This is a genomic window from Xanthomonas sp. 3075 (assembly GCF_014197275.1).
Lineage (GTDB): Bacteria > Pseudomonadota > Gammaproteobacteria > Xanthomonadales > Xanthomonadaceae > Xanthomonas > Xanthomonas campestris_B.
In genome coordinates this window covers 47,866-72,131 of record NZ_JACIFI010000004.1, presented here as the reverse complement: position 1 = coordinate 72,131, position 24,266 = coordinate 47,866, and the positions used below count along the sequence as shown (strand labels likewise).

The window sequence follows — 24,266 nt, the reverse complement described above, 5'->3', positions numbered from 1 at the left end:
TTGTCGCAAAGGCCGCGCAAACTGGCCGGGTCGCACGCCTACCTGACGCTTTGTGGTAACGCCTTCCATGCCCCGACATATCCGTTCCGCCTGGCTCAAGACGCTCGGCACCCTTGCCCTGCTGCTGGGCGCTGCCGTGCTGGTCGGCATCCTGATCGAGCATATCTGGATGGCGCTGACGTTGACCGCGCTGGGCGTGCTGGCGTGGCACTACTGGCGACTGCGCCAGGTGCTGCGCCGCCTGACCGCGCGCCAGCGCGCCGAGCCGGCCGCCGGTGTCGGTGCGTGGAACGAACTGGATCGGCTGCTCTACCGCAGCCAGGCCGAAATGCGCGCGCGCAAGCGCCGTTTGATCGACATGCTGCGGACCTACCGCGCCGCCGCGCAGGCATTGCCCGACGCGGTGGTGGTGGTGGATCGCAACAGCCAGCGCGTGCAGTGGTTCAACAAGGCCGCCGGCGGACTGCTGGGCCTGCATCATCCTGGCGACATGGGCGTGTCGGTGGTGGAGCGGCTGCAGCCGCTGCCGCTGGCGCATTGGCTGGCGGCCGGCCGCAATGCCGAACCCATGCTCGATGCGGCCTCGCCGGTGGACCCGGACCTGCGTTTGAATCTGCGCCTGATCCCCTACTCGGACGATTACTGGCTGCTGGTGGCCCGCGATGTCAGCAAGCTGCTGCGGCTGGAGCAGGTACGCCGCGACTTCGTGGCCAACGTCTCGCACGAACTGCGCACACCACTGACGGTGGTGCACGGCTATCTGGACATGCTCGACCCGGAGGACTTTCCCGACTCCGGCCCGATGCTGGCCGAAATGCGCAAGCAGTCTCAGCGCATGGCGCAACTGGTCGAAGACCTGCTGACCCTGTCGCGGCTGGAATCGCAGGAAGAGCTCGGCGAAGAACACGTGGCGATGGCGCCGATGCTTTCGACCCTGCGCCGCGAGGCCGAAGCGCACAGCCAGGGCCGGCACACGGTGGAAGTGATCGATGAAGCCGGCGTGGACCTGCTCGGTTCCAACAAGGAATTGCACAGCGCGTTTTCCAACCTGGTGACCAATGCGGTGCGCTATACCCCCGGCGGCGGCATGGTGACGATCCGCTTCGTGCGCGAAGGCGATGGCGCCGCACTGGCCGTGCGCGACACCGGCTACGGCATTCCCGCCTCGCATCTGCCGCGCATTACAGAACGCTTCTACCGCGTGTCCAGCAGCCGCTCGCGCGAAAGCGGCGGCACCGGGCTGGGGCTGTCGATCGTCAAGCACATCCTGGGGCTGCATCAGGCGCGGCTGGAAATCGAAAGCGAAGTCGGACGCGGCAGCGAATTTTCATGCCATTTCGGTGCGGCACGCGTCGCGCAACGCGAACAGTCGGTGCCACTGTCACGCTTGGCGTGATATGTAGAGAGCGCGTGCCGCAGCGCGGCGCGATGCAGCCGCGCAACGCGCGCTGCATTGCCTGCGCCGCAGCTTGCGCGCTGTAACACCGCACACCATCTCCGTCTTGATGACCGACTCCATGGGCCACGCCAAAAATTTGCACGACACCACACCTTCCGAAGACATCGCCACCGATCCGTTACGCGATCCGGCGCTGTACATCAACCGGGAACTGTCGCAGCTGGATTTCAATTTCCGGGTGCTGGCGCAGGCGCTGGACGAGCAGGTGCCGCTACTGGAACGGCTGCGCTTTCTGTGTATCTCCTGCACCAATCTGGATGAGTTCTTCGAGATCCGTGCCGCCACCGTGCGGCATGCGCAGGAGTTCGGACTGCCGCCTTCGCCGGACGGCCTGAGTCCGACCGCCATCCTCAATGCCGTGCACGATCGTGCCGCCAAGCTGGTCGAGCAGCAGTACCACGCCTGGAATGAAGTGCTGCGCCCGGCGATGGAGTCGGCCGGCGTTGCCGTGCTCGGCCGCGCGACGTGGACCTCGCGCCAGAAACGCTGGCTGCGCGCCTACTTCCGCAACGAGATCATGCCGGTGCTGTCGCCGTTGGGCCTGGACCCGGCGCATCCGTTCCCGAAGATTCTCAACAAGACCTTGAACATCGTGGTAGTGCTGGAAGGCCAGGACGCATTCGGCCGCGCCGGCCACCTGGCCATCGTGCGTGCGCCGCGTTCGTTGCCGCGCATCATCCAGTTGCCGGCCAGCCTGTCGCCGGAGGGGACGCAGAGCTTCGTGTTCCTGTCCTCGGTGTTGTCGGAGTTCGTGGACGAACTGTTCCCGGGCATGCAGGTCCAGGGCTCCTATCAGTTCCGCGTCACCCGCAATTCCGAGCTGGTGGTGGACGAGGAAGAAGTCGAGAACCTGGCGTTGGCCTTGCGCGACGAACTGGTCACGCGCGGCTACCGGCCGGCGGTGCGCCTGGAGATCGCACACGACTGCCCGGCGCCGATCATGCGCACCCTGCTGCAGAATTTCGGTTTGAACGAAAACGCGGTGTATCGCATCGTCGGGCCGGTCAATCTGAGCCGCGTCACCCAGGTCTACGACCTGGTGCAGCGCCCGGAGCTCAAGTATCCGCAGTTCAATCCGCGCACCTTGCGCGACAACGACGGTATTTTCCAGATCGTCAGCAAGGGCGATGTGTTGCTGCATCATCCCTTCGATGCGTTCACTGCGGTGCTGGATGTGATCCGCCAGGCCGCCGTCGACCCGAACGTGCTGGCGATCAAGCAGACGCTGTACCGCACCGGCAAGGATTCGCTGATCGTCGATGCATTGATCCTGGCCGCACGCAACGGCAAGGACGTCACCGTGGTGGTGGAATTGCGCGCGCGCTTCGACGAAGAAGCCAACCTGGGCCTGGCCGACAAGCTGCAGGAAGCCGGCGTGCAGGTGGTCTACGGCGTGGTCGGTTTCAAGACCCACGCCAAGATGCTGCTGATCGTGCGGCGCGAAGGACGCAAGCTCAAACGCTACGTGCATCTGGGTACCGGCAACTACCACAGCGGCACCGCACGTGCGTACACCGACATCAGCCTGATCACCGCCGATGTGGATATCGGCAACGACGTGCACATGCTGTTCCAGCAATTGTCCGGGCTTGCACCGCGCCTGAAACTGGATCAGTTGCTGCAATCGCCATTTACGCTGCATGCCGGCGTGTTGAAGCGGATCGAGCGCGAAACACGGCTGGCCCGCAATGGCCGGCCAGGCCGCATCATCGCCAAGATGAACGCGCTCAACGAGCCGCAGGTGGTGCGTGCGTTGTATACCGCCTCGCAAGCCGGCGTGCAGATCGATCTGATCGTGCGTGGCGCCTGCACGCTGCGCCCCGGCGTACCAGGCGTGTCGGACAACATCCGGGTACGTTCGATCGTGGGGCGCTTCCTGGAACACAGCCGCGTGTACTGGTTCGGCAACGATGGAGCAGCGGAGCTGTATTGCGCCAGCGCCGACTGGCTGGAGCGCAACTTGCTGCGGCGTGTGGAAACCTGCTTCCCGATCCTGGACCCGGACCTGGCCAAGCGCGTCTATCGCGAGGGGCTGCAGAACTATCTGGACGACAACGTCAGCGCGTGGGAACTGGATGCCGAAGGTGTCTACCACAAGCGCACGCCGGGCCCCGGCGAGCCGCCACATTCGGCGCAAATGACCTTGCTCGATCGGGTCTGAGCACGGCTGACCCCACCTGGCGAGCGCACGTCGGGTGGCTGCGGCGACGCAGTGGCCGCGTGATCCCGGCCGCACCGAGCATCCGCACCGAGCATCGATCGCGCCTGCCGGGCAACGCGCGCAGGCGTTTAGCGAGTTGCTCTCACGGGGCCAACGGCCCATCGGCTACCATTCGGCCATGCCAATGCCCTCCCCCACGATACCGCCCCTGCGCGATGGCGATTATCTTGCCGCCATCGACCTAGGGTCCAACAGCTTCCATATGGTCATTGCGCGCTACCTGATGGGTCAGCTGCGCGTGGTCGATCGCCTACGCGAAACCGTGCGCATGGCCGACGGCCTCGATGGCAAGGGCGGTTTGTCCAACGACGCGCGCCAGCGCGCGCTCGAATGCCTGGCGCGGTTTGGCCAACGCATTCGCGACGTGCCCTCGCTGCGCGTGCGCGCGCTGGCCACCAACACGGTGCGTCAACTACGCTCTCCGCAGACGTTCCTGATGCCGGCAGAGACCGCGCTCGGGCATGCAATCGAAGTGGTCAGCGGGCGCGAGGAAGCGCGCCTGATCTATCTGGGCGTTGCGCATGCACAGCCCCCCAAGCACGATCAACGCCGGTTGGTGATCGACATCGGTGGCGGCTCGACCGAGTTCATCATCGGCCGCGGTTTCCAGACGCTGGAACGCGAAAGCCTGCAGGCCGGCTGCATTGCCAGCACGCGGCGCTTCTTTCCCGGCGGCAAGCTGTCGAAGAAGAAATGGAAGGATGCGCTGACCGAGATCGGCGCCGAGTTCCAGCAGTTCGCCAATCAGTACAAGGCGCTGGGCTGGCATGAGGCGATCGGCTCGTCCGGCACGCACAAGGCCATTGGCGAGATCTGTGCGGCGATGAAGCTGACCAAGGGCGCGATCACCGCCGAGGCGCTGCCCGCGCTGCGCGACGAATTGCTCAAGGCCAAGCGCATCGAAGACATCCAACTCCCCGGCCTGGCCGCCGAACGGCGACCGATCATCGCCGGCGGCATCCTGGTGCTGGAAGCGGCATTCCAGGCCCTGGGACTGGAGAAGCTGATGGTCAGCAAGGCGGCGATGCGCGAAGGCATCCTGTACGACATGCTCGGCCGTGGCGGCGAAAACGACCCGCGCGACAGCTCGGTGGCTTCGCTGGTGCAGCGCTACGGCATCGACGAAGTACAGGCCCAGCGCGTGGAAGCCACTGCGTGCCGCCTGTTCGATCAGATCTGCGAATCCTGGCAACTGGACGGCGACGATGCGCAGGTGTTGCGCCGCGCCGCACGCCTGCACGAGCTGGGGCTGATCATCGCCCACAGCCAGTATCACGTGCACGGCAGCTACATCCTGGAGCATTCGGATATCGCCGGTTTTTCGCGGCAGGAACAGCAGGTGCTGGCGTCGCTGGTGCGCACGCATCGACGCAATGTGCCCAAGACCGCATTCGACGCATTGCCCGATCGCCTGCTGCTGCCGACCCGTCGCAAGGCCGCACTGTTGCGGTTGGCGGTACTGCTGCATCGCGCGCACGAGTCCGACCCCATTCCGACGCTGGAACTCAGCGCCGACGACACGCGGCTGTCATTGATCCTGTCGCAAAGCTGGATCGACTCGCGCCCGCTGCTGCGCGCCGACCTGATCGGCGAAGTCGAAAGCATGGCCGGGCTGGGGATCGAGTTCAAACCGTTTGTGACCTGAGGCCTGGGCCTCAGGCGGGATTCGAGATTGGGGATTGGGGATTTGTTGACCGCGGCTCGTGATGTGTTGCGTGCTCGCCGAGATGCGCAGAGGCCGCTTTTGCGAGTCTCCAATCCCGAATCCCCAAACCCGTCGCGCTTGTCACCGCTGCGTCTTGTCGGCGCAACATCAATGCCATGGCCTTCCCTGAAGCTAGCGAAAACGGGAGTCCGGGCATGCGCTACGCGATCGTTACCGAAACCTATCCCCCCGAAGTCAACGGCGTCGCACTGACCGTGCACGGGCTGGAAACCGGCCTGCGCGCGCGCGGGCACCAGGTGGACGTGGTCCGCCCACGGCAAACCGACGAGAGCGAGCCAACCACGGCGCTGCTGGTACGCGGCGCATCGCTGCCGCGCTATCCGGGACTGAAATTCGGCCTGCCTGCCACCCAACGCCTCATCCGCCATTGGCGCGCCACGCAACCGGATGCGATCTACGTGGCCACCGAAGGCCCCCTGGGTTGGTCGGCCATGCGTGCCGCACGCCGGCTCGGCATCCCGGTCGCCACCGGCTTCCATACGCGCTTTGACGAATACCTGCCCGACTACGGTGCGGCCTGGCTGCAAGGCACCGCATTGCGCTGGATGCGGCGTTTCCACAACCAGGCCGAGGCCACGCTGGTGCCCACGCGCGAGCTGCAGCAGTTTCTGCGCGATGGCGGCTTCGAGCGCGTGCAGTTGCTGGCCCGCGCGGTGGACAGCCAGCAGTTCGACCCGGTGCGCCGCGATCCCGCCTTGCGCGCCGAATGGGGCATCGAAGGCGAAGGCTTCGCCGCAATCTATGTGGGACGCATCGCCAACGAGAAGAATTTGCCGCTGGCCGTGCGCGCGTTTCGCAAGCTGCAGCAGATCCGCCCGAAGGCGCGCTTCGTCTGGGTCGGCGATGGACCGGCGCGCGAAAAGATCGCGCACGAAAATCCCGACTTCATTTTCTGCGGCGTGCAGCGCGGCGAGGCGCTGGCGCGTCACTTCGCCAGCGGCGATCTATTCCTGTTCCCCAGCCGCAGCGAGACCTTCGGCAACGTGACCCTGGAGGCGATGGCCAGCGGCGTGACCACCATCGCCTTCGACTACGGCGCGGCCCGCGAGTACCTGCGCAGCGGCCAGAGCGGCGAGGCCGTCGAGACCGACGAGGCCTTCACCCAGGCCGCCGTCGCCCTGACCGAAGACGATGCACTGCGCCAGCGCATGGGCGCGGCAGCGGCGCAGGCGATGAAGAAATTGCATCCGGACAATGTGGTGTCCGATTTCGAAGCCCTGCTGTTGGGCATCACCGCTGCACGGGGGCGTTATGTCGACAACGCGGCTTGAGGTTCTACGCGGTCACGAAGCACGCTGGTGCCGGCGCGCCAATCACTGGTGCCGGCGTCATGCGGTACGCCGCGTCTTCGCCACCATCAGCCGCCTGGGCGATGGAATGTTCTGGTACGGGCTGATGGCGTTGCTGGTGGTGCTGGACGGCATGGACGGCGTACGCGCATCGGCGCATATGGCGGCCACCGGCGTGCTCGCGCTGACGCTGTACAAGTCGCTCAAGCGCTGGACGCGTCGGCCGCGCCCGTACGCGGCCGACGTGCGCATCCGCGCCTGGGTCGCCCCCCTGGACGAGTTCAGTTTCCCGTCCGGCCACACCTTGCATGCGGTGTCCTTCAGCATCGTGGCACTGGCCTATTACCCGTGGCTGGCGCCCTTGCTGGTGCCGTTTTCGGCCGGCGTGGCGCTGTCGCGGGTGGTGCTGGGCCTGCATTATCCCAGCGATGTGCTGGCTGCCACGGCGATCGGCGTGGTGCTGGCCAGTCTCTCGCTGTGGGGGCTGCCGCTGTTGTTGGGGTGACAGGTGAGGCAACTGCCGGGCTGACGGTCTGACCTTCAAGCAACAGCCCCGCGCCTTTCTCCCGTCGGGAAAAGGTGCCACGTAGGGGCGGATGAACGTACCAACAAAGCCGCGCGCATTCGGCAGAGAAGATCTTCTACGGAGTTTGAAAAAACGCCGGCGCGAATCGATTGCAGCTACCGCTTCCGTCCCCTCACCCCAACCCCTCTCCCGCACGCGGGAGAGGGGCTCTGCGCATCGATCTACGTCCCTTCTGCCGCACGCGGGAGTGGGCCACTGCGCATCGGTCTACGTCCCTTCTGCCGCACGCGGGAGTGGGGCTCTGCGCGTCGGCCTACGTCCCCTCTCCCGCACGCGGGAGAGGGGCTATGCGCATCGATCTACGTCCCCTCTGCCGCACGCGCGAGTGGGCCACTGCGCAGTCGATCCATGTCCCTTCTCCCGCATGCGGGGGAAGGTGCCCGCAGGGCGGATGGGGGAGGGGTCGCCGGCAGCCACTCACGCCGGTTGCTCTTCCGCCACAGGCGAGGCGACGTCCGCCCCGACGGTCGTGCTGGCAACGGACAGCATCTGCCGACTGCTAACGCCTGTGCCGCCAGACATCGCGTGACCGCCCGGGTGTGCACCTTGGCTGTTTATCACTGCTCCTCGCCGTAAAGAGCACGACCACCCGCACGGCAGTTGCCATGCCGATGCGACGCTTCGCCGAATCCCCGAGCCCCGGTTCCCGTCCCGCGCTACCGCCGTACAATGGCGTAATGACGACACTGTTCATTTCCGACCTGCATCTGGATCCGGCCCGGCCGGCGATCACCGAGTTGTTTCTGGACTTCCTGCGCACGCAGGTCCCCGGTAGCGACGCGCTCTACATCCTCGGCGATCTGTTCGAAGCCTGGATCGGCGATGACACCCCATCGACCGCCGCCGACACCGTCGCGGTGGCGCTACACGCGGTGGCCGATACCGGCGTGCCGGTATTCTTCATGCCGGGCAATCGCGATTTTCTGGTCGGCGACGACTACGCGCAGCGCGCCGGTTTTCGCATCCTGCCCGACCCTACCGTCATCGATCTGTACGCACACCCGACGTTGCTGATGCACGGCGATCTGCTGTGCACCGACGACACCGCGTACCAGGCGTTCCGTGCGCAAACCCGCGACCCGGTGTTTCAGGCGCAGTTTCTGGCACAGCCACTGGAAGCACGGGTGGCATTCGCGCAACAGGCGCGTGCGGCCAGCCAGGCGCGCCATACCGAACTCAAGCAAGGCGACCAGTCGCGTTTTGAAACGGTCACCGACGTCACGCCAGCCGAAGTGGAAGCGACCTTCGTGCGTTACGGACTGGATCGCCTGATCCACGGGCATACCCATCGCCCGGCCATCCACACCCTGCAAGCCGGCGGCCAGACCTGTACACGCATCGTGTTGGGCGACTGGTACGAACAAGGCTCGGTGTTGCGCGTGGATGCCGATGGCGTCGTGCTGGAGCAATTGACTCCATAGGCATTGCCAGCTGTCGCATGTCGCCGCCCAACGCGGCGACAGCTGCATGCAGAAGTGGCTGCCACATCCACCACATGCACCGCCGGGCGACATCGATCTGGTGCCGCGCTTATGCCGCGGACCAGCGGCCCGATGGGCCTGGGCGAGCCGCCGACCTCACCCGACAAACAGTGCTCCACGCTTGTGCCAGCCATACCAGGGCATGTAGCCGACCAACGCAGCACCGTCGGCGTGGACGACAGCCGGGCGCGATGGGGCTTCATCGATCAAGCCCCATCGCACGCACGCGCCCGAACGACTGCACCGGGCTCTGCGATCGCAGTCCATCACTGCGGCGCGCGTGCATGCTCGGCGTAGTCGACGAAATCGGCATTGACCACGTCGTACCACAGCACCTTGCCATCGGCCTGCACGCGGAAGCGATCGCGCACCGGGCTGGTCTGCGGGTCGCCGGGGCAGCCGTTGCCATGGCGCTCGTGTACCGCAAAATCCAAGGCACCGGGACTGCCGGCGTCAGCCTCCTCGGACAGGATGCTGATGCAGTTGTCCGGATAGAACTGGTCGCCCTGCAACCTGGCTTCCAGCAGATGCAGCGCGCGTGCCCTGGCATCGCGTTCGGTGACCGGCGCGGGAGTCGCAATCGCCGGTTTAGGCTGCGACGCAGTGGGTTCGGCAGGTTGCTGCTTGCATCCGGCAACCGTCAGCGCGGCGAGGCACAGGGCCGCATAACGCAGGGACGTGGACATGAGGGCTCCGCTCGACAAGACATGGCCGGCCACTGCCGGCGGTGGGTCTAGTCTGCGCGATGATCGCGCGCGGGTGTAGCGTCACTTCCCGGCACACGCGGTGCCGGGAAGTGAACAGCTCATCCTCACGCCATCAACGGAACCCGGCGATGGTGGCCTTGGTGTTGACCAGCACGCGCTGATTGTCGGCGGTGCTGGCATTGCCCATCGGCACACCGTTGTAGTTGATGTTGGGGTTGGACCAGTAGTTCAACCGCGGGCAACCGCCGGTGCAGTCGTAGGCCATGATGGTGCGCCAGCTGTTGCCGTAGCGATAGCCATGCCCGTAGGCGTACGGCGAGGTGCTCGGATCGTTGGCACTGTCGTGGCGGGCGCTCTGCAGATGCCCGATTTCATGCGCGAAACTGTAGTAACCGGTGGCGCAATCCCAGTACACCGATGCGAATGCGCTCGCGGCGGTGGAGCCGATGCCCGAGGCCAGGCCGCAGTAACTGTTGTTGTTCAACACGATCACGCCCACGTCGGCGGTGTAGGTGTTGCGGCTGCTGTGGATGCTGTCCATGTAACCGTCGTTGGTGACGCGGAAGCGCTGCAGGTCAGTGGTGAAGTTGCCGCTCTCGCTGTAACTGGTGGTTTCGTAGCGGGCCAGCTGCAAGGTGATGCCGACATTGCTGTTGATGTAGCCCTGGTTGGCCTCGGCCACGGCCAGCTGCACCAGCGACTGCATGTTGCCGCCGTACGCGGCGACCGCCTGATTGGTGGCCACGACCAGCACGCGGATGGTGGCCGGGCTGCCAGACGATGCGGCAGCGGCGGTGACGCGGCCGTCGCTGGGCATGTCGATGGTCGGCAACAGGGAGTAGTCGGCCGGATGCTCCTGCGGCATGCGGCTTTCTTCCAGCTGCACCAGCACATGACGGCCATCGGCGAGCGGGCGCAGGCGATACAGCTTGCCGGCATAGCGGATGGTGCCGGTGACGGTGTCGCCGCTGCGCACCAGGATGGCCGAATTCAGCGGATCCACGCCCGACAGCGTGCGTGCACGGGTGCCCGCGCGCGGGCCCAGGTTTCCGTACCACACGCTATCGCCGCCCTCCAGGGCATCGACCTTGGCCTGGGTGGCGGTGACGGTCTGCCCATCGAGCTGCAGTTCCAGCAGTTTTTCCGACGCGGCAACCGCGTCGGCATCGAGCTGGACCACCTGCGCGTTGGCCGTGGACGGTGCACTCAGCAAGCGCTGCAATGAGGGTTCGGCATTGGCCGTGGCGGTCGCGCCGCGACTCAGCGCAGGGCCGGATTGATACAGCGGTTTGCCGGCAGCAGCGGCCGACCCGGCCAGACACATGGCGATCAGACCCACCGTGGTGCACATCGACTTCGACTTCATCGTCTCTCTCTCCTTAAGACATGGAAGTAACGGATGTGAAACGCCGGGCCCCTGCCCCCGGGACGCCATTAGGGCGCGCCGGACTGCATCCAATGCAAGGTGTTACACCATGAAAGTACGGTTCTGTGATGTTTATCTGTGAATGGATGCGATTCCGGCGGCCATGCGATCGGAACCAGCGCACAGTCGGGCGGCGGGAGGCACTCAAGACGGGGCGGATATCGAGTGCAACGCCCGCCGACCGCGCAGAAGCAAGCAATCGCTGCCGCCATTTGGAGACGCGACCGGAATCGGAGCTGCATCGGCACACGGTGCATGAGCAACCCGCGTTGGACGCAGCGCTGCATCGGCGCATGCCGGCCGCAGCAGATCGGCGGCGCAGTCCTTGCGCGCGATGATGCGTCACAGCGCCCACGCGCCCTTCCCGCTCTCAGCCGGCCTGCTCCACCAGGCTGGCGAGTTCGTCTTCATCGAAGCCGGCGAGCAGCCGCGCCTGGATATTGAATGGCCCGTGCAGATAGCCGCCCGCGTATTCGCGCAGCAACTGCTTGAAACGCGCGCGCGGCTCGATGCCGGCCTGCGCGCAATACCAGCGATACCAGCGCGAACCAGCGGCCACATGCGCCACCTCTTCGCGCAGGATGGTGTCCAGCACGTCGGCGGTGGCGCTATCGCCGAGCGAGCGCAGTTTGACGATCATTCCCGGTGTCACATCCAGGCCGCGCGCTTCGAGCACGCGCGGCACCAGCGCCATGCGCGCCAGTCCGTCGTGCGCGGTTTTCTCGCACATTTCCCACAGGCCGTTGTGCGCAGGGAAGTCGCCATAGGCGTGATCGTGTGCGTGCAATCGCGCGCGCAGCAGCATGAAGTGACGCGATTCGTCGTCGGCCACCGCCACCCAGTCGGCATAAAACGCCTCGGGCAGGCCACGGAACCGGTAGACCGCATCCCAGGCCAGATCGATGGCGTTGAGTTCGATATGCGCGATGGCATGGATGAAGGCCGCACGCCCTTCCGGCGTACCCAGGCCGCGTCGCGGCAGCTCGCGCGGATGCACCAGCACCGGCGTTGCGGGCCGGCCCGGCATGCGGATCGGGCACGGCGCCGGCGCATCGGCATCGCGCCTCAGCGCGCCATCGCGCCAGGCGGCGGCGTAGCGCTGGGTCAGCGCCACCTTGTGCAGCGGGTCGGCCTCGTCCAGGCACGCGCGCGCGGCCTGGTACAGGTCGCCGTTCACGACACTGCCGGCGCGCGCGGCGGCGCCTGGCGCATGTCCAGCCAGGCGCGCGCGGCCTGCTCGCAACGGTTGCCAGCCACCTTGAGCTCGCAATCCACGCGATGCGCGCAGGCCAGGGCGAACGCGCGGCGGCGGTCGGTGATGGTCGGTTCGGCAATGTCCGCCACGGGTGCGTGCGAGGGCCAGCCGGCATCGACGCCGATGCCGGCGGCGAGCAGACGATCCGTGCCGTCCCGGCAGTCAACCGCATAGCCCCACTGCAGCGCATCGGCGCGTACGTCGTCGGAGGAGCGCTGCGCGCGCAGTCGCAACATGAGTAGATCCTGGCCGATCCGGTAGCCGCCGACAATCGCCAGCGGTGCGCTGTAGCCGGGCTGCAGCACCGCCAACTGGTCCGGGGCCATGGACAGTTGCAGCGCGGTCAACTGCGCGCTTGGCACGCTGCCATCGCGCAGACGCGGGTCGTCCACGCTGTGGACCGCTACCGGATCGCGGCCGATGCAGCCGACCAGCATCAACGCGGCAAGCACGGCAGCCGCACTGGCCCGCCGGCTACGTCGCACCAGCGACTCAGGCGCGACGACGCTTCTTGGCATCGTCCGAGCGCAACTGCTGGATGCGTTCGAAATAGCCCGGCTCGATGCCGGTGATGTACTCGCCGTTGAAGCACGAGGAATCGAACTGCTGGATGTCCGGATTGCCTTCGCGCACCGCCACCTCCAGGTCTTCCAGATCCTGGTAGATCAGCCAGTCGCAGCCCAGGAACTCCTGGATTTCCAGCTCGCTGCGGCCATGCGCGATCAGCTCTTCGGCCGCCGGCATGTCGATGCCGTAGATGTTGGGGTAACGCACCGGCGGCGCGGCCGAGGCCAGATACACCTTGCGCGCGCCGGCGTCGCGCGCCATCTGCACGATCTGCCGGCTGGTGGTGCCGCGCACGATCGAATCGTCCACCAGCAGCACCACGCGATTACGGAATTCCAGGTGGATCGGGTTGAGCTTGCGACGCACCGATTTCTGCCGCTCGCCCTGCCCCGGCATAATGAAGGTGCGGCCCACGTAGCGATTCTTGACGAAGCCCTCGCGGTACTTCACCCCGAGCACGTTGGACATCTCCAGCGCCACGTCGCGCGAGGTGTCGGGGATCGGAATGATGGTGTCGATATCGTGATCCGGGCGCAGGCGCAGGATCTTCTCGCCCAGCTTCAGGCCCATGCGCATGCGCGCCTTGTGCACCGAGATGTTGTCGATCATCGAATCGGGACGCGCGAAGTACACATATTCGAAGATGCACGGCGCATTGGTGGTCGGCGAGGCGCAAACCTCCGAAAACAACTCGCCACGTGCGGTGATCACCAAGGCTTCGCCCGGGCGTACATCGCGCACGCGCTGATAGCCCAGGATGTCCAGCGCCGCCGATTCGGAGGACACGATGTATTCGATGCCTTCGGCGTGCTCGCGCTTGCCCAGCACCAGCGGACGGATGCCGTGCGGGTCGCGGAATGCCACCAGGCCCAAACCCAGCACCACGCTGACCACCGCATAGCCGCCCTTGCAGCGGCGGTGCACGCCGGCCACCGCGCGGATCGCCGCTTCGGGGGTGAGCATGCGCTGTGCGTCCAGCTCGTAGGCGAACACGTTCAGCAGCACTTCGCTGTCCGAATCGGTATTGATGTTGCGACGATCGGCCTCGAACACCTGCTGGCGCAAGGCCTCGGTGTTGATCAGGTTGCCGTTGTGCGCCAGCGCGATGCCGTAGGGCGAGTTGACGTAGAACGGCTGCGCCTCGTCCATGCCTTCCGAGCCTGCGGTCGGATAGCGGCAATGCGCGATGCCGACACGGCCTTCCAGCACCGCCATCTTCTTTTCGTCGAAGACATCGCGCACCAGCCCGTTGGCCTTTTGCACGCGCAGGCGCGTGCCGTCTGCGGTGGCGATGCCTGCGGCGTCCTGCCCTCGATGCTGCAGGACGGTCAGGCCGTCATACAGCTGCCCGGCGACGTTCTGGTTGCCGACAATACCGACGATGCCACACATGGTGCGCGTTCTCCGCTACGGCTTGCGCCGTTACTGTGAAGGGGGCCGTGCCTGGCCTTGGGACTCGACCCGAGCCGGGTCACTTTCTCCGCCGCGAACCTGCGCCGGATCGATATTGGCCGGCATCGCCTGCGTCGGACCGCGTCCGTCGCTGGCGGCTTTACCGGGTTGCCCAAGTGCACGCGTGAAGGTATCGCTCAGACCGGACCCGGACAGCGCCTTGCCCAGGTCGGTATTATCGCCTGTTGAAGGCAACTTCCCCAACTCCGTTTGCAGGTTGCCCAGTTCCATCGATGGCATGTCCATCGACGGCATCCGCCAGGCCGGCAGTTGCGCGCGCATCCAGCCCGCCCCTGGCGACAGCACCGGCAGCAACACCGACTGGCGCCACGACGGCTCGCGCGGCAGCGGCGTAAAGCCCATCAGCAGCACCAGCACGCTGGCCAGAAACCCGCCGCGCACCACGCCCAGGCCAAACCCGAGCATGCGGTCCATGCCGCCCAGCCGCACCGCATCGACGCCTGCGCGGATCACCATGCCGATCACCGCCACGGTGATCAGCACGCCGACGAATACCATTGCGTAGCCGCCGAACGACTCGGTCGCCGACGGATGCTTGCCGTCGGCAAGCCAGCGCGCGGCCGAGCCGCCGAACTGAAAGGTGGCCCAGCCGGCCAGCAGCCACGACAGCGTGCCGACCACGATCGCGACAAAGCCGCGCAGCAAACCCAACAGGGCCGAGACCAGAATGATGACGCCCAACACCATGTCGATCATCGCCAACCTCTCCGCGCGGCGCGCGCGCCGTTGCTGCAACGTGACTCGGTGTTCATTGCCCTCCCCTCCGTGGGTGTGAGGCGATCCAAGCGCTGACCGCAGCCGATCGCATGGCATCGGCGGCAATCCGATAGCGGCCGACGGCGTGCGACACCCACAGTGTACGGGGGGTCATGCCGATGGCCAGGTGCTGCATCGACTGCGCTCACCCGACGGTGGCGCGATCGACTTACGGATGCGGACGCACCATGCCGGAAATACCGACCTTGGCCGCCACTTGTGCACGCAATTGCTCGGCATCGCCACGATTGGCCACCGGACCGACGCGCACGCGGTTGAGCGCGCCCTTATCGGTGCGCACCTGCTCGACAAATGCACTGAAACCGGCGGCGCGCACACGGTCGCGCAATGCGTTGGCGTCTTCTGCGCGACCGAAGGCGCCCAATTGCACGGCAAAGCCGACCGAACTGGCAGCCGGTGCAGCCGGCGCAGCTGCTGCCGGCTTGGCAGGTTCGGGCTTGGCCGGCTCAGCCTTGGCCATGTCCGGTTTGGCCGGCGCAGGCTTGGGGGCTTCGGCCGGCTTGGGCGCGGCGGCGACCGGCTTGGCCGGCTCAGGCGGCAGGCTTTCGGTCTTGGTCGCAGCGGCACTGCTGGCGGCGGCCACGCTGCTGCTCGGCTTTGCCACCGGTGCAGGCGTCGAGGCGACAGCGGCGGCCGGCGGGGCGGCGGCGTTGGCATCCAGCGTCACCACCTGGGCATTGACGTCGCTGCGCACCTTCACCGCCTGCAGGCGGGCCGACTCGGCTTGCGCCCGATCGACATACGGCCCTACGCGCACGCGCCAGGCCGGGCGGCCGTTGATCTGGGTCTTTTCGCTGAAGCCGGGCAGCTGCGCCTGCTTGAGTCGCGCCAATACCGCGTCGGCATCGGCGCTGGTGGCATAGGCGCCGAAGTTGACTGCGTAGTTGCCGGCCGCCACCTCAGGCGCGGATGGCGCACTGGCGGGGTTGGCCAGATCGGCCGCATCGGGGTTGTCCTGCACCGCTGCCGGCGCGCTCGCGGCACCGCGCATGCCCAGCGCGCCACCGGCCGGCGCATCACCCGGGGTGACCAGCGGCAGCTCGCGGGTTTCGAACTCGCCATTGGCCGGTGCGGCAGGTGCCTCCAGCGGCACATCGGCCACGCCGCTCGAAGGCGCGGGGCCCTTGACCAGCATCGGCAGGAAGATCACGGCAAGCGCCACCAGAACGATGGCGCCAATCAGTCGCTGTTTCAGAGCAGTATCCACGTGATAGAGACAGGAGGCGGCGTGGCGGGGTGCCGCAGCGATTATAAGGCCGCCGCCCGGCTACCGACCCGGATGGGCTGAATGAAGTGCCTGCACTGCGTCGGCCACGGTGTGAAACGAACCGAACACCAGCACGCGATCGCCGGGCTTGGCCTGCGCCAGCACCGCGCGCAGGGCGCTCGCCACATCGACGTGACAGGCCGCCTGCGCGGCGGCACTGCTATGCAGACGGGCCAGCAAGGCCTGCGCCGACTGCCCGCGCGCGCCTTCCAGCCCGGCCAGCGCCCAGTGGTCGACCTGCGCGGCCACAGCCTCCACCACGCCCAGCACATCCTTGTCCGCCAATGCGGCATAGATCGCGTGCGTGCTGCCGGCGTGCGCCTGCGCGCCGAGCGCGTCGGCCAGCGCGCGCGCGGCCTGCGGGTTGTGGCCGACATCCAGCAACACCTGCACGCCATCGGCGTCGATACGCTGCAGGCGCCCGGCCACTTGCGCGTTGGCGATGCCCTGCGCCCAGGCGGCATGGGGTACCTCGACCGGCAATGCCTGCACCGCGGCGATCGCGGCGGCGGCGTTGGCCAGTTGCACGGGTGCGTGCAGGGCCGGCATCGGTAGTTCCAGGGTCACTGCAACATCGCGCCAGCGCCAATGCTGCACGTCCGCGTGCGGTGCGTCGATCCGCTCGAAGAAATAATCGCTGCCGGCGCGGATCGCATTGGCGCCCAGCTGATAGGCGCGCCGCAACACGCTCGATGGCGGATCGATCTCGCCCAGCACCACCGGTTTCCAGGCGCGGATGATGCCGGCCTTCTCGGCGCCGATCGCCTCGCGGTCTTCGCCCAGCCAATCGGTGTGGTCGATATCCACGGTGGTGATCACAGCAACATCGGAATCGATGATATTCACCGCATCCAGCCGCCCGCCCAGGCCGATTTCCAGCACCGCCAGGTCCAGCCCGGAGTGCTGCAACAGCCACAGCGCGGCCAGCGTGCCGTACTCGAAATAGGTCAGTGCGGTCTGGCCGCGCGCCGCTTCGACGGCTGCGAATGCGTCCACCAGTTGCGCATCGCTCGCTTCACTGCCATCGAGACGCACGCGCTCGTTGTAGCGCAGCAGATGCGGCGAGGTGTAGGCACCCACCTTCCAGCCGGCCGCGCGCCCGATCGCCTCGATAAAGGCCACGGTGGAGCCCTTGCCGTTGGTGCCGCCAACCACGATGACGTGTTTGGCCGGCGCCACCAATTGCAACTGCGTAGCGACCTCGCGCACGCGCTCCAGGCCCATGGCGATGTTCTGCGGATGCTGCTGCTCGATATAGGCGAGCCAGTCGGAGAGTGTGTTGGGGGTGGTCACTGTGCTACCTGACGTCTTGCGGGCAGCGCGCATTATCGCGGTTGCCCGGGTCCTGGACTACCAGCAGTAGCAGTTTTCCACCGTTGAATCGCAGACGCTCGGTGCCTGCCATCCGTGAGCACTTGGCAACGCGCTGAATGTGGGACGACATCTATTCGGCCAACACGACAATAATCGAGTGGTGCGTCATTGCGGACCGTAGATTTCGACGATGTGTGTCCCCAATCGTGAGCGCTGCCCTCTCAATATCACTGCGACCTGCTGCTGTGGATAGCGGTGATACAGCTCCTCGTGGATGCAGAGGTAATCTGGAAACCCATGTTCCATTGGCCCACCCCGCAGCCGATATTCACAGGTGCTTCGACTCGATTGATGGTCCGTCTGCATGACATACGCTTCTTCGAATGACCCGCCAATGGCCCAGGTCAGCAACCAGGGTACCGTTTTTGCCAGCAACAACCACGACACAAAGGCCAGCATTACGGGTGTTGCGAAGAACATGAAGACACTGAAAATACGCCCGTGTCCGTCCAGGTCCGTTGGGCGACCTAGACGCCGGTTGTGCTTGCGTAGCCACACTGTCAGCACGATACCAACCGCTAAACATGGCCATTTTAAATTGCGTCCCTGCAGGAAATCTGCAGGAACAAAATCGGCAAACAGACCTAAGACAAGCAGTCCCATCAAGACAAAAAATGTTCCGATCTTCATCCATGCGAACAACTTTAACTTCACTGGACCGCCCTTGTAATCGCTCGTTACACCACACACTCATGAGCAGTGCGACGAGGGCTAAAACATCGTCTTATACAACCAAAAAAAAGCAAAGCATTCATTGCACTCACTCCTGGCTCATACAGCACATCAGCATGGCTAGGGCGACGTTACCTGCGGTGCGGTGGGATAGTAATCATGCACAGTGGAGCCCAGTGATGAACGCTTGCCTTGGATGACCGCACTAACCGCAACTTTCGGGAAGCTCATTACCTCGTGCTCGCGAACGCAAAGCCGCATAGGTGCGCCATGAGGCAATGGGTAGATCAGGAGTGCGTTAGGGCACATCAGGCTTTTAGGCCCTGGGTGTATGAGCACTTGCTCTGAATACATGCTGCCGAACGCCTCGGTCCATGCCCAGGGCACAATTCTGACAACAAGCGCCCACGCAACCAGCCCGATCACCATCGTCGACATCAGCCACCGAAAGACACAGCGTTCGATACCTATCCGCTGCGACTGACGTTGGAGCCTGCCAGTCGCATTGGCCCAGAAAAGCGTACCGAACAGGGCCATCGCAGCGAGACTGAAGACCACAAGGGTGAGGTCGATTGAAGCGTTGACAGGCGGAAGAAATTTGAAAGAATTAGCAAAGAAAAGCAACGCCGTCGGCGTTAAAAACAAAATAGCTAAACGTATATGACGCGGCCTATGCATTCGTTGGACACCCGACAAAAGTAGACACAGTCCTTCCTTGTGCGCCTCACCTACCCGTGACTGCTACAGCGCCCGATGCTTGGCTTCGCCGAAGAACGGCGTGTGATGCGCGCAGTCGTTCAGACGCACCACGTCCAGGTGATCCACATCCTCGCCTTCGAGCAGGTTGAGCGTGGTCGGTGCCTGGCGGAAGCTCCATAGCCTGGACAACGGCAGGCCCAGGATCTTGCACAGGATCACGCGGTTGACCGCATCGTGCGCCACCACCAGCAAGGTGTCGTCGGCGCCCAGGCCATCGGCGGCGCGCACCAGGCCGCGCCAGCTGCGGTCCAGCACCTGGCGCAAGGATTCGCCGCCGGGCATCAGCACGGTGTCTGGTTCCTCGCGCCAGGCACGCAGACGTGCCGGATCCTTGTCGTTGATCTCGCTGGCCAGCAGGCCTTCCCATTCGCCGTGCGCGATTTCCTGCAGGTCCACATCGGTCTGCAGCAAGCTCTCACGAGCGCTGCCCAGTGCCAGCTTGGCAGTGGCCTGCGCACGCGACAGCGGCGATGCCACCGCGCGGGTGATCTCCAGCGACTGCAGACGCGCGCCAAGCGCGGCCGCCTGGCCTTCGCCGACCGGCGACAGCGGGATATCGATCTGGCCCTGGTAGCGGCCTTCGGCGTTCCACGGCGTCTCGCCGTGACGAGCAAGCAGGATGCGCATGCGCGAGAGATTCCTTGGGGAAGAGGCCGACTCGCCGCAGCGAAACGGGAGCGCATCATAACCCCTCCTGCCCCCCGTGCCGGCCGCCTGCGTCAGCGCACGCCGAGTTCCTTCAACAGCTGCGGCGCCGGTGCCACTTCGGACATGATCCAGCGCAGATAGCGGCTGTCCACGGCGATCATGCGGGTCATCGCCGGATCGAAGATCCAGTTGCTGCTCACCGACTCCCAGTTGCCGTCGAAGGCCAGGCCGACCAGCCTGCCCTGCGCGTCCATCACCGGCGAGCCGGAGTTGCCGCCGGTGATGTCCAGGTCAGACAGGAAGTTGACCGGCACCGAGCCCAGGCGCTTGTCGTCCAGGCCTGCATAGCGCTTGGCCTTGACCGCATCCAACAGGGCCTTTGGCGAATCGAACGGATCGGCGCCGGTTTCTTTCGCTGCCACGCCTTCCAGCGTGGTGAACGGGGTGTACGCCACGCCATCCTTGGGGGTGTAGCCCTTGACGTTGCCGAAGGTGATACGCAGCGACAGGTTGGCGTCCGGATACACCGCCTCGCCCTTGCTCTTCTTGTAGTCGGCCAGGGCTTGCAGATACACCGGCCGCGCCCTGAGCTGCTCGCCGGTCTGCTGCTTGTCGTCGCGTTCGATCTGCAACAGCGACGGGGTCACCGCCACGGCGTACTGGATCGCCGGATCGGTGCTGGCCTCGAACGCGGCGCGATCGGCCGTGAGCCATTTCAAACGTGCGTCGGTGCTGCCCAGCGTGGTGGCATCGAGCTTGCCCAACGCCGCCTGCACGGCGGCCGCGTCGTTGCCGCCCAGCCATTGGTCCAGCGCTGCAACGCGCTGGTTGGCCGGCAGCTTCAGATACTGGCCGAGCCAGTACTGCTGAAGTTGACGATCCATCGCCGGCACATAGCGACGTTCCATCTGCTTCATCGCCCCCTCGATGGCCGGCAGGTCGCGGTCCTGGTACCCGGATTCGCGTTGCGCATTGGGCTTGGCGCGTTCCAGCGCCAACCGGTACAGCGTCACCGCCGCACCCACCGTGCCGGTGTTGTCGAACTGACGCAGCACCATATCGCGCTGCTGGGTGGCCTGGACGCGCTTGACCAGCGTGACCAGCGTGTCGTGCGCCTTGAGCGCTTCGCGCCCGGACGCGCCCTGGCGTTTGAGCCAGGCCAGCACCGCGGCTTCGTCGGCCTGCTTGGTGGCCTGCGCATCGATGCGCTTGAAGCCTTCCAGTTGCCCGTCGAAGTTCTTTGCGGAGTTATTGAGACCGGCAACGGTGCTTGCGTACTTCACCTGGATGTCGGGGTTCTGCTTGCCGGCCTGTTCGATCAGGCCGATCACGTCCTTGTAGTACTGGCCGACCACCGGATAGGTCCAGGTGGCGGTGTTGTTGAATTCGGCTACCAGCGCATAGCGGTTGGTGCGGCCCGGATAGCCGGCCACCATCACAAAGTCGCCCGCGCCCAGTGGTTGGTCGGCAACCTTCAGGAAGTGCTTGGGCTGATAAGGCACGTTGTCCTTGGCATAGGCGGCCGGCTTGCCGTCCTTGCCCACGTAGGCACGGTAGAAGGAAAAATCGCCGGTATGGCGCGGCCACATCCAGTTGTCGATATCGCCACCGAACTTGCCCACGCTGCCTGGCGGCGCATAGGCCAGGCGCACGTCCTTGATTTCCAGGTTCTTGAACAAGCGGTAGGTGTTGCCGCCGGCAAAGCTGAAGAACTGGCAGCGATAGCCTGGTTGCGCCTCGCAGGCGGCGATCTGCTGCTTGCTGAAATCCTCCAGGGCCAGGGTGCGCTTGAGCGGATCCTCACCGGCCGTCGCCATCGCCGCCTTGGCCGGCGCGGTCACGTCGGTGATGGCATCGAGCACGTAGATACGCGCGTTGGGCCCGGCGCTGAGTTCGTCGGCAGGTCTGGCGGCGGTGAAGCCGTCCTTGATCAGATTCTTCTGCGCGGTGGAATTGAGCTGGATCGCACCGTAGGCGCAATGGTGATTGGTCACCACCAGGCCTTGCGGCGAAACGAAGCTGGCGGTGCAGCCGCCCAGCGCGACCACCGCACCCATCGGATCGCCGGTCAGGTCGGCCAGTTGTTGCGGCGACAGGCGCAGGCCGGCCTGCTTCAATGGCCCGGCAATATCGGGCAATTGCTGCGGCACCCACATCCCTTCGGCTGCCTGCGCGGAAGAGGCGACTGCCAAGGAGGACAGCAGGGAAAGGACAAGCAGGTTCAGACGCATCGTACAGCCCCGGATTCGTGAGCGTTACAGTGTAACCCTCGCACCTGCGACTGCTCCCATGACTAACGGCAGGGTCGACGCCTCACTCCAGGACGCTTGCCGATGCGTTCGCCCCCCGTATTTCCGGGTAGCGAGGGTGGCATCCGCAAGGCGGGTGATCGGACGATCCGCTCAGGCGCGCCCGAACGCCGGGTCGCTACGGCTGGGCTTGCCGGTTTCCAGATGCCCGGCCAGACGTCGGCGGAATGCCGCACCCGGCTGCTCGACGACAAGGTCGTACCAATGGTCGCTTGCCGCAAGCGACAGCCGGATGGTCTCGCGCTGACCCGCGCCCACCTGCAGCGTTCGCGCCACCGGGCTCGCATAGTCCAGCGCGCGTAGTTGCAGCGTGCAGGCCTGCTGGCCGGCATTGCCGATCTCCAGCACCAGCATGTCGCCGTCCTGCCGCGCTTCCAACCACGGCGCTGCCGATGGCGTCCCGGCGACAGCAAGTGCGCCAGCGAATTCGCGCAGAAAGCCATTCGGTCCATGCACGCTCAGCGCATACGCACCGTTGTGCGCAGCGCCGAGCGGCACATCGTCGAGCTGGGTGCCTGGCAACACGGTGTAGTACCACGGGCCACCGCTTGCAGCGCTGGTGTAGACGTTGAACGCAGCCGCAGCAGCGCCACTGTTGACGAACTGCAACTGCACGCCGCGCTCGTCCTGTACGCGTGCGTGCACCTGCAAGGCATAGGGCAGCGCGCGCGCCGGTCGTTGCCCGGGTTCCTGCCGCGGCATGACGGCCTTCGTCGGCGGCACCGGGATCGGCTTGTCGCGCACGGCTGCGGTGCGCGCGCGATAGTCGTCGATCGTCGGCAACGCGCTCACTGCGGAATCGTCCGGGTTGCGGAAATCGAACACGCTGGTCAGATCGCCACTCACCGCGCGACGCCATGGGCTGATGTTCGGTTCGGCCACACCGAAACGACGCTCCAGCAAGCGCAGTACCGAGGTGTGATCGAACACCTGCGAATTGACCCAGCCACCGCGCGTCCACGGCGAGATCACCAGCATCGGCACGCGAATGCCCAGGCCCATCGGCACGCCTTCATAGACTTCGCCACGCGTATCGACGTTGCTACGCCCCATCCGCGCGTCCAGCGCCGGCAAGGGCGCCGGCACGTGATCGAAGAAGCCATCGTTCTCGTCGTAGTTGATGATCAGCGCGGTCTTCGCCCACACCTGCGGATTGGCGGTGAGCGCATCGATCAAACGCGCCACCAGCGATTCGCCGTATGCCGGCGGCGCTTCCGGGTGTTCGCAATACGCGGTCGGCGGAATGATCCACGACACCTGCGGCAAGCGATTGGCCTGCACATCGGCGGCGATGGCGGCGACCAGATGATCGGCCTGCGTGGTGGCGGCATTGTCCGCAGTGGAACCGGGCACGCATGCACGGGCGCGCCGATAGCGTTCGTCGCCGGGTTGCAGATCACGATAGTGCGAAAAATAGGCCAGCGAGTTGCAGCCGAAGTTGTCGTATTCCTGATAGACGCGCCAATCCACGCCTGCAGCCTGCAGGCGCTGTGCGTAGGTGGTCCAGTCCATTGCCGCATAACCGGGCTTGTCGCGCGCCATGTCGGCGGTCCAGTTGCCGTCGTCGGCATTGGTCACCGCTTGCGCGCCGACATTGCCCACGCTCGGGCCGCTGGTGCCGGTGAACAGATACATGCGATTGGGATTGGTCGGCCCGTGCAACGAACAGAAATAGCCGTCGCAAATGGTGAACGCATCGGCGAGTGCGTGGTAGTACGGAATGTCGTTGCGCTGGAAATACCCCATCGTCAACTCGCCCTTGTACGGCACCCAGGCGTCGTATTCGGCCCACCGGGCAGGATCCTGCCCGTGACCGGCTTTCCAGGAATGATCCAGGCTCTTGATCAACGGCGCGCAGGTGTTTTGCGAATCGAAGGCGAACGGCAACAGGCGACGACCATCCGCCGCCGGCTGGCTCCACACCGGATGGCCGTCGCGCAGCTGCAACGGACGCGGATCGCCAAACCCACGCACGCCACGCAGGGCACCGAAGTAGTGATCGAAGGAGCGGTTTTCCTGCATCAGGATCACCACGTGTTCGATGTCGCGCAGCGTGCCGGTGCGCGAATTGGCAGGTAACGCGAGTGCGCGGCCGATCGAGGACGGCAAGGCGCCTGCAGCGGTGAGCGCGGCGACGCGCTTGAGAAAGTCACGGCGCGAGGAGGAAGACGTCATAAATGCAGGTCCTGCCAATACGGATACGACGCCGCACGTGGCGGCTGGGCACGACACGTATAGCGGGCAAGCACGACAGTTTTGCGACAGCCGCC

The 24,266-nt window shown here is 65.5% G+C and carries 19 protein-coding genes; 6 read left to right on the top strand and 13 right to left on the bottom strand.

The window, feature by feature from the left end; translation table 11 throughout:
- The first annotated feature begins 67 nt into the window (after positions 1 to 67).
- The 6 genes from phoR (at position 68) to lpxH (ending at position 8,702) form a co-directional block, all read left to right on the top strand.
- Positions 68 to 1,396, top strand: a complete 1,329-nt coding sequence (gene phoR, locus GGR62_RS05245) for a phosphate regulon sensor histidine kinase PhoR (protein WP_184406898.1) — start codon at positions 68 to 70, stop codon at positions 1,394 to 1,396.
- A gap of 121 nt (positions 1,397 to 1,517) precedes the next feature.
- Positions 1,518 to 3,620 carry a polyphosphate kinase 1 gene (ppk1, locus tag GGR62_RS05240; protein WP_184407030.1) on the top strand — a complete coding sequence of 701 codons (2,103 nt, stop codon included), beginning with the start codon at positions 1,518 to 1,520 and terminating at the stop codon, positions 3,618 to 3,620.
- Positions 3,621 to 3,804: 184 nt separating this feature from the next.
- Complete coding sequence (ppx, locus tag GGR62_RS05235; RefSeq protein WP_184407029.1) at positions 3,805 to 5,325, top strand: exopolyphosphatase; 1,521 nt, start codon at positions 3,805 to 3,807, stop codon at positions 5,323 to 5,325.
- 215 nt (positions 5,326 to 5,540) lie between these two features.
- A complete protein-coding gene (locus GGR62_RS05230) occupies positions 5,541 to 6,677 on the top strand; it encodes a glycosyltransferase family 1 protein (RefSeq protein WP_184406897.1) in 1,137 nt (378 codons plus the stop codon).
- Positions 6,658 to 7,200, top strand: coding sequence for a phosphatase PAP2 family protein (locus GGR62_RS05225; protein ID WP_184406896.1), 543 nt, complete (start codon positions 6,658 to 6,660; stop codon positions 7,198 to 7,200). The genes GGR62_RS05230 and GGR62_RS05225 overlap by 20 nt, the downstream gene beginning before the upstream one ends.
- 758 nt (positions 7,201 to 7,958) lie before the next feature.
- The gene (lpxH, locus tag GGR62_RS05220) at positions 7,959 to 8,702 is read left to right on the top strand and encodes a UDP-2,3-diacylglucosamine diphosphatase (protein ID WP_184406895.1); all 744 of its coding nucleotides are present in this window, start codon (positions 7,959 to 7,961) and stop codon (positions 8,700 to 8,702) included.
- 326 nt (positions 8,703 to 9,028) lie between these two features.
- On the opposite strand, the gene GGR62_RS05215 is transcribed toward lpxH, so the two are convergent.
- The 13 genes from GGR62_RS05215 to GGR62_RS05155 form a co-directional block, all read right to left on the bottom strand.
- The gene (locus tag GGR62_RS05215) at positions 9,029 to 9,448 is read right to left on the bottom strand and encodes a hypothetical protein (RefSeq protein WP_184406894.1); all 420 of its coding nucleotides are present in this window, start codon (positions 9,446 to 9,448) and stop codon (positions 9,029 to 9,031) included.
- Positions 9,449 to 9,581: 133 nt separating this feature from the next.
- The gene (locus GGR62_RS05210; RefSeq protein WP_184406893.1) at positions 9,582 to 10,835 is read right to left on the bottom strand and encodes a zinc-dependent metalloprotease; all 1,254 of its coding nucleotides are present in this window, start codon (positions 10,833 to 10,835) and stop codon (positions 9,582 to 9,584) included.
- Positions 10,836 to 11,265: 430 nt separating this feature from the next.
- The gene (locus GGR62_RS05205; RefSeq protein WP_184406892.1) at positions 11,266 to 12,072 is read right to left on the bottom strand and encodes a ferritin-like domain-containing protein; all 807 of its coding nucleotides are present in this window, start codon (positions 12,070 to 12,072) and stop codon (positions 11,266 to 11,268) included.
- Positions 12,069 to 12,635: a hypothetical protein gene (locus tag GGR62_RS05200; protein ID WP_326520237.1), complete on the bottom strand. Its 567-nt coding sequence runs from the start codon at positions 12,633 to 12,635 to the stop codon at positions 12,069 to 12,071. The genes GGR62_RS05205 and GGR62_RS05200 overlap by 4 nt, the downstream gene beginning before the upstream one ends.
- A gap of 7 nt (positions 12,636 to 12,642) precedes the next feature.
- Positions 12,643 to 14,109, bottom strand: coding sequence for an amidophosphoribosyltransferase (gene purF, locus GGR62_RS05195; protein ID WP_184406890.1), 1,467 nt, complete (start codon positions 14,107 to 14,109; stop codon positions 12,643 to 12,645).
- Between the two features lie 30 nt (positions 14,110 to 14,139).
- Positions 14,140 to 14,886, bottom strand: coding sequence for a CvpA family protein (locus tag GGR62_RS05190; protein ID WP_184406889.1), 747 nt, complete (start codon positions 14,884 to 14,886; stop codon positions 14,140 to 14,142).
- A gap of 229 nt (positions 14,887 to 15,115) precedes the next feature.
- A complete protein-coding gene (locus GGR62_RS05185) occupies positions 15,116 to 16,174 on the bottom strand; it encodes an SPOR domain-containing protein (protein ID WP_184406888.1) in 1,059 nt (352 codons plus the stop codon).
- 60 nt (positions 16,175 to 16,234) lie between these two features.
- A complete protein-coding gene (gene folC, locus GGR62_RS05180) occupies positions 16,235 to 17,527 on the bottom strand; it encodes a bifunctional tetrahydrofolate synthase/dihydrofolate synthase (RefSeq protein ID WP_184406887.1) in 1,293 nt (430 codons plus the stop codon).
- Positions 17,528 to 17,713: 186 nt separating this feature from the next.
- Positions 17,714 to 18,262 carry a hypothetical protein gene (locus GGR62_RS05175; protein ID WP_184406886.1) on the bottom strand — a complete coding sequence of 183 codons (549 nt, stop codon included), beginning with the start codon at positions 18,260 to 18,262 and terminating at the stop codon, positions 17,714 to 17,716.
- Positions 18,263 to 18,400: 138 nt separating this feature from the next.
- Entirely contained in the window at positions 18,401 to 18,958 is a 558-nt protein-coding gene (locus GGR62_RS05170; protein WP_184406885.1) for a hypothetical protein, read from the bottom strand.
- A 63-nt stretch (positions 18,959 to 19,021) separates the two neighbouring features.
- Complete coding sequence (locus GGR62_RS05165) at positions 19,022 to 19,666, bottom strand: histidine phosphatase family protein (protein ID WP_184406884.1); 645 nt, start codon at positions 19,664 to 19,666, stop codon at positions 19,022 to 19,024.
- Between the two features lie 92 nt (positions 19,667 to 19,758).
- Positions 19,759 to 21,843, bottom strand: coding sequence for a S46 family peptidase (locus GGR62_RS05160; protein WP_184407028.1), 2,085 nt, complete (start codon positions 21,841 to 21,843; stop codon positions 19,759 to 19,761).
- 246 nt (positions 21,844 to 22,089) lie between these two features.
- Positions 22,090 to 24,171, bottom strand: coding sequence for a phospholipase C, phosphocholine-specific (locus GGR62_RS05155; RefSeq protein ID WP_184406883.1), 2,082 nt, complete (start codon positions 24,169 to 24,171; stop codon positions 22,090 to 22,092).
- Between the last annotated feature and the right edge of the window lie 95 nt (positions 24,172 to 24,266).